General features: G+C 50.5%; 11 protein-coding genes. 7 read left to right on the top strand and 4 right to left on the bottom strand.

What is annotated here, in order from left to right; all coding sequences use genetic code 11:
- Positions 1 to 79: 79 nt before the first annotated feature.
- Together VHE34_RS17835 and VHE34_RS31175 are read left to right on the top strand one after the other, a co-directional pair.
- The gene (locus VHE34_RS17835; protein ID WP_325590210.1) at positions 80 to 352 is read left to right on the top strand and encodes a CapA family protein; all 273 of its coding nucleotides are present in this window, start codon (positions 80 to 82) and stop codon (positions 350 to 352) included.
- The gene (locus tag VHE34_RS31175; protein WP_414709895.1) at positions 339 to 833 is read left to right on the top strand and encodes a CapA family protein; all 495 of its coding nucleotides are present in this window, start codon (positions 339 to 341) and stop codon (positions 831 to 833) included. The genes VHE34_RS17835 and VHE34_RS31175 overlap by 14 nt, the downstream gene beginning before the upstream one ends.
- A gap of 255 nt (positions 834 to 1,088) precedes the next feature.
- Here VHE34_RS31175 and VHE34_RS17825 read toward each other — a convergent pair whose 3' ends face one another.
- The gene (locus VHE34_RS17825; protein ID WP_325590208.1) at positions 1,089 to 1,571 is read right to left on the bottom strand and encodes a YbhB/YbcL family Raf kinase inhibitor-like protein; all 483 of its coding nucleotides are present in this window, start codon (positions 1,569 to 1,571) and stop codon (positions 1,089 to 1,091) included.
- Between the two features lie 490 nt (positions 1,572 to 2,061).
- Here VHE34_RS17825 and VHE34_RS17820 point away from each other — a divergent pair, with 490 nt between their 5' ends.
- Together VHE34_RS17820 and VHE34_RS17815 are read left to right on the top strand one after the other, a co-directional pair.
- Positions 2,062 to 3,744 carry an ABC transporter ATP-binding protein gene (locus VHE34_RS17820; protein WP_325590207.1) on the top strand — a complete coding sequence of 561 codons (1,683 nt, stop codon included), beginning with the start codon at positions 2,062 to 2,064 and terminating at the stop codon, positions 3,742 to 3,744.
- Positions 3,741 to 5,540 (top strand): ABC transporter ATP-binding protein, encoded by a 1,800-nt coding sequence (locus tag VHE34_RS17815; protein ID WP_325590206.1) that lies wholly within the window; start codon positions 3,741 to 3,743, stop codon positions 5,538 to 5,540. The genes VHE34_RS17820 and VHE34_RS17815 overlap by 4 nt, the downstream gene beginning before the upstream one ends.
- A gap of 334 nt (positions 5,541 to 5,874) precedes the next feature.
- Here the strand turns inward: VHE34_RS17815 and pncA are convergent, their stop codons facing one another.
- Together pncA and VHE34_RS17805 are read right to left on the bottom strand one after the other, a co-directional pair.
- Complete coding sequence (gene pncA, locus VHE34_RS17810; RefSeq protein WP_325590205.1) at positions 5,875 to 6,492, bottom strand: bifunctional nicotinamidase/pyrazinamidase; 618 nt, start codon at positions 6,490 to 6,492, stop codon at positions 5,875 to 5,877.
- Positions 6,489 to 7,907 (bottom strand): nicotinate phosphoribosyltransferase, encoded by a 1,419-nt coding sequence (locus VHE34_RS17805; RefSeq protein WP_325590204.1) that lies wholly within the window; start codon positions 7,905 to 7,907, stop codon positions 6,489 to 6,491. The genes pncA and VHE34_RS17805 overlap by 4 nt, the downstream gene beginning before the upstream one ends.
- A gap of 81 nt (positions 7,908 to 7,988) precedes the next feature.
- On the opposite strand from VHE34_RS17805, the gene VHE34_RS17800 reads away from it, so the two are divergent.
- A complete protein-coding gene (locus VHE34_RS17800) occupies positions 7,989 to 8,852 on the top strand; it encodes a phosphatidate cytidylyltransferase (RefSeq protein WP_325590203.1) in 864 nt (287 codons plus the stop codon).
- Here the strand turns inward: VHE34_RS17800 and VHE34_RS17795 are convergent.
- Positions 8,837 to 9,220: a DUF2784 domain-containing protein gene (locus VHE34_RS17795; RefSeq protein ID WP_325590202.1), complete on the bottom strand. Its 384-nt coding sequence runs from the start codon at positions 9,218 to 9,220 to the stop codon at positions 8,837 to 8,839. The genes VHE34_RS17800 and VHE34_RS17795 overlap by 16 nt on opposite strands.
- Before the next feature lie 168 nt (positions 9,221 to 9,388).
- Here VHE34_RS17795 and VHE34_RS17790 point away from each other — a divergent pair, with 168 nt between their 5' ends.
- The gene (locus VHE34_RS17790; RefSeq protein WP_325590201.1) at positions 9,389 to 10,360 is read left to right on the top strand and encodes a ribose-phosphate pyrophosphokinase; all 972 of its coding nucleotides are present in this window, start codon (positions 9,389 to 9,391) and stop codon (positions 10,358 to 10,360) included.
- Positions 10,361 to 10,440: 80 nt separating this feature from the next.
- A complete protein-coding gene (locus VHE34_RS17785; RefSeq protein WP_325590200.1) occupies positions 10,441 to 11,412 on the top strand; it encodes a hypothetical protein in 972 nt (323 codons plus the stop codon).
- The last annotated feature ends 59 nt before the right edge of the window (positions 11,413 to 11,471 follow it).

Here is an 11,471-nt window from a genome sequence, read left to right as displayed (position 1 = left end):
GGCCCCAATGGCAAGCTCCACGTGATCTTTACCAGAGTGTATCCGGGCCTTTGCAATTAATAGAGTGACAAAACTGAGTATGGTTCATATAGGTTTGGCAGGTGATGTAATGATCGGCAGAACGGTCGACAGATTTATATCTGCAAAGGGCTATGTCTATCCATGGGGGAATATGCTCCATCTGCTGCGGGACACTGATATGAATATCGTTAACCTTGAAACAACGCTTACTTCCAGCGTACAAAAGGTGGAAAAGACCTTTAACTTCAAAGCCTCGCCGGATAAGATCAAAACTTTGACTGAAGCGCGTATCACCGCAGTAAATCTTGCCAACAAGTGTGAATTACTTTGACTTCTTCAGCAGTCTCGATCGGGGGAGAGCTTTGGATCAGGTCCGGCGAGTGCGATCATTGGCGGATATTGTCCTGGTAAGCATCCATTGGGGGCCCAATATGAAGGAGAAGCCTCATCCTGCCTTTGTAGAACTGGCGCATGAAATGATCGATCAGGGCGCCGATATCATTCACGGCCATAGTGCCCATATATTTCAGGGAATAGAAGTATACAGGAACAAACTTATACTTTACGACACCGGCGATCTCATCGACGACTATGCCGTCGACCCTATATTGAGGAATGATCGCAGTTTTTTCTTCATCGTGCATGCAGAAAATAGAAGATTATTGAAATTAAAGCTTATTCCCCTCTCAATCTCGAATTGCCAGGTAAACCTCGCTGATGAAGATAGCTGGATGTGGTGCATCCATCGAATGAAAAAGCTGTCCGCGTCATTCGGCACCCGGATACCCGATGGAGGAGAACTTAACCTGTAAAAAGCAAATCGTGTTCAACTATCGGAAAGATGCAGCGCCCGGACTGGCCATGGCATTGGAGAAGTGGGAAAAGACGGTACATTTGTCTATTTGGACGAGACGTCAGCAGGAATGTTTTTTCGATGCCGTTGATATCGGGGTAGGGCTTTGGACGTGAAAACCAATATTTCCATTGCTGCAATGAGTCCGGCGGTGTACAGATAAGCGTCCAGGATAAAGGTATTGGGATTTCGGATAGCTAATCGACCCGGGTATTCACTTTTTGTACAATGCGATCAGTTCGCCGAAGGCCAGGATATGCCCCTGCATCGCCTGCTCAAGATCTTTTTTGCTAGTTTTTCCCGTCAGGCTGAGCAAACTGTCCAAGGCATATACCTTGAAGTGGTAGTGGTGTGTCCCGTAGGGAGGGCAGGGTCCGTCATACCTTCTTTTGTGGAGATCATTGATGCCTTCTTTCTCCATTTGCCTTGCTTCTTTAATGTGGCTGAGCGGGGCAATATTCCAGGCGACCCAATGGACCCAGGTGCCGCCAGGGGCATCCGGATCGTCGACAATAATGGCCAGGCTTTTCGTTGCTTCCGGGATACCGCCAATATCCAAAGGAGGGCTTATATTCGCTCCCGAACAGGTATATGTAGAAAGTATAAATCCATCTTCTCCGACACCTTCGCTGCTTATATTTAGCGGGTTATATGGGGCGCCCTTCTTTTCTCCATTGGTCGGGACTACTGCTTTCATTTCTTGAAACTTTTATGTTACTCTCCGGCAAAAGCAAATGCTTTTTCGTCGATCTCCAGGTTGTTCTCCACAGGGCTAACCCCAGGTTTCGTTGGCATTTGCCACTGCAGCGGCAATCTCCGTGTCCGTTCTAACAAAGCCGGGGGAAATACAAGGTCACAACCCCGTCTTTTAGGACACGCCGATTTCGGCAGCATTCAGCCAAGGCTCCCATTTGAGCTGGTCCATCACATCTTTTTGAATTTGCGCATCCGACTTCATAAAGAGGTATTTTAAAAAGGAGAGGGTAAGTTAAGACATACTATTGCCTGGGGACAATGATCAGCATCACCGGGCAACATGATCATGCTCAATAAGAGGCATATGAAACAATGGAATATCCCCACCTATATGAGTGATATTCCATATTTTTAGGGATGATGTCGTATATCCGATGAGGCAATATTTCAGGTTTATAAAGAGCTATAAACGAGCATTTATACTCGCGCCCTTGCTGGTAATAGCGGATGTGATCTGCGAGATCGTCCAGCCTGAAATGATGTCGAAAATCGTCGATGTGGGTATACGGCAAAAGGACCTCTCCTATATTATCCGGACGGGCGGCTTAATGGTGGGCCTGTCCCTGCTGGCGATCCTGGCCAATGTGGGAAATATCTGGTATTCGTCCCAGGGATCGGTGGGTTTTGTGACGGGCCTGAGAAAAGGGTTGTTTACCAAGATCCAGGAATTCTCGTTCGCGAATATCGACAGGTTTAGTTCGGCGTCACTGGTGACACGGCTTACGAATGATGTCAATATCCTCCAACAGGTATTGATGATGTCGCTACGATTGCTGATACGGGGTCCCCTGATGCTGATCTTTGCGGTGGTGATTGCCGTCCGGATCGCTCCTGACCTGGCGCTTATCATTGCCATAGCCATCCCGGTACTGGGTATCAGCATCTTTTTCCTGCTACGAAGAGGCATTCCTTTTTTTATACAGATGCAGGACAAGCTGGACAAAGTCAACGGCGCCGTCCAGGAGAACCTCACCAATATCCGGGTGATCAAATCTTTTGCACGGGAAGGCTTCGAGAAGAAGAAATTTGCCGTCAGCAACGAGGACCTGATGGCCATTTCCATAAAAGCCTCCTCCATTGTGGCGCTCATTATGCCGGTAATGCAACTGGTGATGAATGTATCCATCGTGGCGATCGTATGGTTCGGCGGCAACAAGATCATGGGTGGCCGCCTCCAGGTAGGTCAACTGATGTCTTTTATCAGTTATGTCACGCAGATCCTCATGTCCCTGATGATGCTGTCTGTAAGTGTAATGACCTTTTCCAGGGCCGGAGCTTCTTCCAGGCGGATACTCGAAGTGCTGGATACGACGCCGGATATAATGGATAGCCCTTTGGCCATCCGGGAGGGCCGGAAGCCCGGCCGGGGTAAAGTGGAATTTATCGATGTATCCTTCAAATACCACAGCAGCGGGGAAGAATATGTATTAAAGGATATCCGGCTGACCGTCGAAGCGGGTGAACGGGTGGCTATTGTCGGCGCTACGGGGTCAGCCAAGAGCACGCTGGTCCAGCTCATTCCCCGTCTCTACGATGTCACGGAGGGGCAGGTGCTGGTGGACGGCGTGGATGTTCGCAATTATACGTTGTTCAACCTGCGTGACAAGGTCGGCATGGTCTTGCAGCAAAACGAATTATTTTCGGGCACTATCCGGGATAATCTGAAATGGGGCAACCCCGCGGCGACGGAAGAAGAGCTGGTGGCTGCCGCACAGGCCGCACAGGCGCATGATTTTATTCTATCCTTCCCGGAGCAGTACGATACTATCTTAGGCCAGGGGGGGGTGAATGTGTCCGGCGGGCAGAAACAAAGGCTTTGTCTTGCCCGGGCTCTTCTCCGAAAGCCGGTGATCCTGATATTGGACGACAGCACCAGTTCGGTAGACACTGCTACGGAAAGCAGGATCCGGGAAGCCCTTCGCCGCGAATTCTCTCATACCACTACTTTTATCATTGCTCAGCGGATCGGTTCGATCATGTCGGCCGACAAAATCGTCCTGCTGGATGAAGGGGCTATCATCGCAAAAGGCAGCCATGAGGAATTGATGGGCACCAGCCGGGCTTACCGGGAGATTTATTATTCGCAGAAGGAAAAGGAGGATAGCCCGGTATGAGTCCAGTCATCCAAACGAAGCTGACACCCGGAGGGCTGCCCGGACGCCGGGGAGTCCTTTCGGTGGAAAGACCGCGCGAGGGGGGTAAGGTGATGCGCCGGCTGTGGGGATACCTGCATTTTCCGTTGCTGACGCTGGTCTTTTTGCTGGTGATCGTCAATACGGGGGCTAACCTGGCCTGTTCCTACCTGTTGCGGCCCATCATCAACCATTATATTATCCCCCATGACCTGCCGGGGCTGGGGAAGATGGTCCTTTTGTTGCTGGCTATTTACCTGGCCGGCTCCGTTGCAGCGATTCTCCAGGCAAGGCTGATGGTAGTGGTAGCACAAAAAGCAGTGAATGGATTGCGCAGGGATCTGTATAGCCGGCTGCAGTCGCTGCCGATCCGGTTCTTCGACCGGCAATCCCATGGTGACCTGATGAGCCGGTTCACCAACGACATGGACAATATCAGCGATTCCCTGGACAACAGCATCACGCAGTTGTTCTCCAGCTCCATCACTTTATTGGGCACTTTGGTGCTGATGCTGTTGATCAGTCCCCTGCTGACCCTGGTCACTCTGGTGATCGTACCCTGCATGCTATGGCTTGCAGCCCGGATTATAAGGAAAAGCAAAAAAATCTTTCTGGACCAGCAGAACGCATTGGGAACAGCGAACGGGTACATCGAAGAAATGATCAGCGGGTTGAAGGTGGTAAAGGTTTTCTGCCATGAGCACGAGGTCATCGGGAGTTTTGAGACGCTCAATGAAGAACTGCGAAAGAAGTCCGCCCGGGCCCAGTTATATTCCGGGATCATGATGCCCGTCATGCAAAACCTGAATACGATCAATTTCGCTCTGACCGCTACGGTGGGTGGTCTCTTATCCGTGACAAGGGGACTGGATATCGGCGGCCTGGCGGCTTTTCTACAGTATTCGCGGCAGTTTGCCAGGCCGGTGAATGAGATCTCCAACCAGTTCAACAGCCTCCAGGCAGCATTGGCCGGGGCTGAGCGGATCTTCCAGATCATCGATGAGCAACCGGAGCCCGCGGACAAGGCAGAAGCCATACAGCCCGGTGAGATCAGGGGGGAAGTGGTATTCGAGCATGTCAATTTCGGATATGTGGACGGGCAACCCATCCTGAAGGATATCACCTTCCGGGCCGATCCCGGGCAAAAGATCGCCCTGGTAGGTTCCACAGGTGCAGGTAAAACGACCATTATGAACCTCCTTCCGAGATTCTACGATATTCAATCGGGGAACATACGGATCGACGGCATGGATATCAGGGATCTGCGAAGAGAGGACCTGCGCCACCTGATGGCAATCGTGTTGCAGGACACGCATCTGTTCACGGGAACGGTAATGGAAAATATCCGGTATGGCCGCCTGGACGCCACCGATGAGGAGGTCATAGCGGCTGCTACCCTGGCCAATGCCCATTCCTTTATCCGAAGACTGCCCCGCGGCTATAAAACCGTGTTGGAGAGGGACGGCAACAACCTGAGTCAGGGGCAGCGGCAATTATTGAATATTGCCCGGGCAACGGTGGCAGCGCCTGCTCTACTCATTTTGGATGAAGCTACAAGTTCCATCGATACGCGGACGGAGATCGCCATCCAGGCGGGCATGGACCAGCTCATGAAGGGACGTACCAGCTTTGTCATTGCCCATCGCCTCTCTACCGTGCGCAATGCAGATGAGATCCTGGTTTTGGAAAAAGGGGAAATTATAGAACGGGGCACCCATTCGGCCTTGATCCAGCAAAAGGGAAGATATTATGAATTGTACCAGGGTCAGTTTGACTGATTCTTCCAGGTTTCTTGAAGTTACAACCCGATTAGTCAGTAGGGGCATTTCACCGGTGACCACGATCATTATTTTTGTTGACGGCCGTCATTGCTTTCCCCAGGGAGAAGATGGTATCTTCGTTCTAATATTATCCGAAGGAGATCGGTCAAGCAGGAAGATAGATATAACTGTTTTAAAAGGCAGTAAACTAACCGACCGAAACGCAGTATAAAAACTGTTACCTTGACCAGGACAACAGTCGGATAAGGCAGACGCTGCTAGAATAGCGGTTGCAAAAGACCGTAAAACTATTAACGTCGATCGAGGGCAGGCTTTCGAGCCTGCCTTTTTTCTATGTGATTCCCGCGAGAGCTCCGCTTTGGATGAGCTTTCCGCCTCTTGCCTGGAAATCAAGCATAACTTTTTCGAAATTCTCCCGGTTTAGCGGCCGGGTGGCATCTTCGATAATAAAGGTGGAAAAGGCCGCCTTCAGGCTATCCAAGGCGGTGTAATATACGCAGATATCGCCAGCGAGGCCCGCCAGGTAAATGGTATCCACGCTTCTATCCCGAAGATAGCCTGCCAGACCTGTTGACTTGCGATGGCCGTTGTCATAGAAACCACTGTAGCTGTCAATTTCGGGATTCGCGCCTTTCCGGAAAATGGCCTCCGGTTTATTCATGTTAAGGCGGGCAGGGAATCCGGCGCCTCGGGTACCTTGTACGCAGTGGTCAGGCCAGAGGGTTTGAGGGAGGCCGTTCAGGTTGACGACTTCAAATGGCTTTTTTCCCGGGTGGCCAGAGGCGAAGCTTCGGTGACCGGAAGGATGCCAGTCCTGCGTGGCAACCACCAGGTCGAAGTGATCCTGCAGATGATTCACCAGTGGTACGATGGCGTCGGCATCGGGAACGGCCAAGGGACCGCCCTTCAAAAAATCGTTCTGGATATCCACCAGTATAAGGGCATTCATTTTTTCCCTGTTTTATGCTGATCTCTGAGGTCATTCCTTAGCTCCATCAGTTTTTTACTGATACCCGTCTTGTACTGGTGCGGATTTTCAAACCGTTTGTATTCTTGCGGTAACAGCGCTAACCGCCCGGAGGCATAGGCGGCCATTTCATGCAGAGCAGGCGCCGGCGCCAACCGTTTTCCCTCTCCCATGACCTTTTGCAGCAACGGTTCCCGGATATATTCCCCGATGGCCAGGGATTTGTCCGCCTCGAACGGATCATAGATCATGCCTGGTTCTTCTTCTCCGGTTAACAGGATCGCATCGGCCCCGAAAAACTCCCCGTTCTCCTTCATCGCCCGCATGACCTGTTTAATGCCGGGCAATGTTAGTTTTTGTATACTTTCGGATAATTTCAGTCGCGGCTTACCGGCAGCCATAGACAGCTTGTATACGCCATCCAGGGCGGCATCGGGCTGGCCCGTCACCAGCCGGGTGCCCACGCCGAAGATGTCGATGGGCGCTCCCTGTTCCAGCAGGCTCCTGATCACGTATTCATCCAGTTGGTTGGATGCGACGATCTTCATGTAGGAGAGACCTTCCCTGTCCAGCAGGGCCCGGGCATTTTTTGACAGCCAGGCGAGGTCGCCACTGTCGAGACGGATGCCGGCAGCCCGGTGTCCCTCCCTTTCCATTTCCTTTGCTACTATTATGGCATTGGGCAGCCCGCTTTGGAGGGTATTGTAGGTGTCTACCAGGAATATGCAGTTGTCCGGGCGTGACCTGGCAAAGGCGCGGAAAGCCTCTATTTCCGAATCATAGCTTTCAACAAAAGAATGCGCCATGGTCCCGGCAGCCTCTGCTTGATATAGCCCGGCGGCGTACACATTGCTGGTGCTGTCAAAACCGCCCACAATCGCGGCTCGCGCAGCCAGCACTCCTCCCGGGCCATGGGCCCTGCGCAGGCCAAAATCACTTAACAGACGGTTGCCCGCCACCAGCCGCATACGGGAAGCTTTCGTGGCTATCAGCGATTCGAAGTTCAATAGATTGAGCAGCAAGGTTTCTACCAGTTGCGTTTCGAACAGGGTCCCTTCGACGCGAAGCAGGGGGCTGTTGGGAAATACGACTTCGCCTTCCTGAACAGAATATACGGAGCCGCGAAATCGAAAGCCTCGCAGGAAATCGATATAGGCCGGTCGGAAATGCAGCTTTTGGAGGAAGGCGATATCCGCATCGGTGAAATGCAGGGTCTCCAGAATTTCCAGGAGGTCATGCAGCCCCGAAAACAACACGTATCCGCCGCCATTGGGTATTTTCCGGAAGAAATAGTCAAAATTGGCAGGATCATCTTTTCTGCCTTCCAGGAAATACACTTCCCCCATCGTTAGCTCGTAGAGATCCGTATAGCTTCCGCTGATGGAAAATTGTACCATGTCTCAAAAGTAGCTGATTCCTTTCTTTTGTTTATGATGATTGTGGTCAACCGGTATATTGATCACCCTCATAGAGCCCGTATGAATATTCGCTTACCTTGGGGTTTTTGCAGAGGAGGCTTGAAAGCGGTTATGAATAATCTAACGCAACGGACAATCACCGGAGGCATTTTAGGGCTCCTCATTACGGCTGCAGTATGTTGGAACGCTTATAGTTTTATTTTTTTGATGCTGGTGATCGATCTGCTCAGTTTAGGGGAGTTTTACCGATTGTTTCATAATGCCGGTCTGTCGCCGAGAAAATCTTCCGGCCTTATATTGTCCACAAGCACGCTGCTTACCTGCTTCCTGGTTATGAGTAGAATATGCGGACCGAAGATCTTAATTATTAATATTCCTGCCGCTTTCGGTATTTTTATTTCTGAACTCTTCCGGCAGGGAAAGAATCCCTTTCACAATTTAGCCTTCACCTTTTTAGGCATTCTTTGTATAACCATTCCCCTGTGTTTTTTTATTGGGATAGCCTTCTTTCCGGCCGAATCCGGGATCTATCATTCCAGGATAGTTGTTGGATACTTCTTCCTTCTTTGGGCTAGTGATTCCGGAGCGTATTTCATAGGTAAGGCATTTGGCACTCATGCTTTGTTTAGACGCATTTCACCAAAAAAGACCTGGGAAGGAAGCCTTGGAGGCGCTGTCTGCGCTCTGTTTGTTGCTTACATTCTTTCCCGTTACGCAGCGATTCCGGATGCAACGGCCTGGATGATCATGGCGCTGATAATAGTTGTTATGGGAACATTCGGCGATCTCATAAAATCGATGATGAAAAGAAGCCTGAATCTCAAAGATTCAGGGACAATTCTACCGGGACATGGCGGCATGCTGGACCGTTTCGATACGTTATTGGGTTCCGCGCCGTTTGTGTTTTGTTATCTGATTTTATGACCCTTCCGCCAGTCCCTTATGTTCAGCCATATACTGAGTACGAAGCTTATCAGGAACACCAGGAGAGTCATCTGTTCCACTAAACGCGGATTGAAATTGACGCCGGTAAGTTTCAGCAGGAGGAAGTGGATGTACGATCGACTTTGATCATGGTATCCCAGGCGTCGGCGTATCATCCAATGCCAGTCTGTACATACGCAATATCCCCAGCCGTACCAGATACCCAGTATGAACCAGGAGCAGGCGGTTAACAGGAGGGTAAGAAGATGCCATTTCCTGGTTGCCCGGAATATCCATCCTGTACAATTAAACAGGGTAAAGATGGTGTGAAAGACAAAGAAAAAGATGTTCAGGAAGGGGTACCACATGCTAAACTGGTTGAAACTTAAATGTAAACAAATTTTGGTAAGGACCCCGGATCGGGTGGCATGACCACTGTCACTGTCGCCCTTGACGAATCTCAAATTAAAAGGTTGCTATTTATGCTAATTTTCATTTGTTTTCCCTTTATCGGGTAATTGGTTAAATGAACGAATATGATATTATTTGCGTTGAACAGCAGCCGTGATTTTGGGGAAGCGGTGGCCCTGGAGTTGGATATGTCCCTGGGTGAACATGAGGAAGTTGAATTTGAGGACGGCGAAAATAAGTGCAGACCTTTGGAGAATGTGCGGGGCCGGAATGTATTTGTGATCCAGTCTCTTTATAGTGATAAAACCAGAAGCGTCAATGACAAACTTTGCCGCCTGTTATTTTTTATTTCCGCCCTGAAAGATGCTTCGGCGAAGCACGTTACAGCGATAGTTCCCTATTTGTGTTATGCCCGGAAGGACCGGAAAACAAAGCCGCGGGATCCCATAACCACCCGGTATGTGGCGCAGCTGTTCGAAGCGGCCGGGACAGACCGCATTGTTACCATTGATGTTCATAATATCCAGGCTTTTCAAAACGCCTTTCGTATCCCATCTGAGCACCTGGAAGCCCAAAAAGTATTCGCCGATTTCCTAATCCCGCAAATAGAAAATGATGAGATCGTTATCATGTCGCCCGATATTGGCGGGATCAAGCGAGCCGAACAATTCCAGCGATTAGTAAGCAAACGTCTGCACAAAGACCTGCGGGTGGCATTCATGGAGAAATACCGGAGCAGCGGAGAAGTGTGGGGAGAAGCCGTTGTCGGTGATGTGAAAGGTAAAACGGTAGTCATTATCGATGACCTGGTGAGCACGGGCGGGACGCTCGCGCGTTCAGCCGCCGCCTGTAAGCGACAAGGAGCGAAAAAGGTCGTAGCCGTTGCTACCCACGGCATTTTCACGGGTCAGCCGGATAAGACCCTGGGGGAGGAGGGCCTGGATCAAATTGTAATCACGAATACGATACCGCCGTTCCGGTTGGAAAATACACAAGTGAAGCAAAAGGTGAAAATATTGAGTGTGGCGCCACTTTTTGCCGAAGCGATCAGACGACTGGATGAAGGCGGGTCCATTACCGGTTTGTTGGAAGACTAAATAGGAAGCTAAGGATGAAAAAGATCATAGCAGCTCCGCCTCCGGAAATTACTTTGCCTCTTGGCGAAAAAGTCGCTTTTTTGAAGCAATCCGTTGCTTATCCTCATCCAGTGCACAGCGTCGAAACAAAGGAGACGCATATGTCATGGGTTTTCCTGGCGGGAGAATTCGTTTATAAGTTGAAAAAGCCTGTAAAATACCGCTTCCTGGATCTCAGTATATTGAAATCAAGGCTCAGAAATTGCCGGGAGGAGGTCCGCCTGAATAAACGGCTTGCCAGGGATATTTACCTGGGCATTGTGCCTCTTACCGTCGGGGAGAACGGGAGGTTGACACTAAAGGGAAGAGGCAGGGTCGTGGATTGGCTTGTCAGGATGAAACGATTGCCGGAGGACAGCATGTTAGAGTATGGTATCCGGCATCATACGGTCACCAAAGACCGGGTGAAGCCGGCAGCGGCTTTGCTGGCTGAATTTTACAATAGCTTGCCGGGTATTCATGTAGATCCCCGCCGGTACAGGGCAAGACTCAGGGGGGAGATCTATAGCCTTTACAGAGAATTGATCGATCCTGCTTATCATCTGCCTATACCATTGGTCAGCGTGTTGATAGCCGGTCTGCTGAGATTCCTTACCGAACATGCCTCTTTGCTGGATAATCGGGTTCTGAGCGGAAAGATCAAAGAGACGCATGGCGACCTCCGGCCGGAGCATATCTGCCTTTTCCCCGTCCCCGCTATCATCGATTGCCTGGAATTCAGCCGGGATCTGAGAATACAGGATACCGCTGAAGAACTGTCCTTTTTGGCCATGGAGTGTGAAATGATGGGAGATCCCTCCATAGGGAAAGTATTTTTCGAAATGTATGCGTCGCTGACGTCAGATCGGATAGACGAATCGCTGATTACCTTCTACAAACTCCGGAAGGCCTGCCTACGGGCTTTTCTTGTTGTGAGGCATATAGCAGAGCCTGCTTACCGGAAGGACGGGCAATGGGTTGACAGGGCAAATGCCTATTTACATCTGGCCCGCCAATACTGTGACCGGCTGTAGCAATTCCTCCTCCAGCCCTGCCATTGACAATTGGCGGGATATTCATGGGTCGATGCACT

The sequence above is a fragment of the Puia sp. genome (assembly GCF_035546395.1).
Lineage (GTDB): Bacteria > Bacteroidota > Bacteroidia > Chitinophagales > Chitinophagaceae > Puia.
The sequence above is the reverse complement of the archived record's forward strand: the minus strand, read 5'-3'. Positions and strand labels throughout refer to the sequence as shown.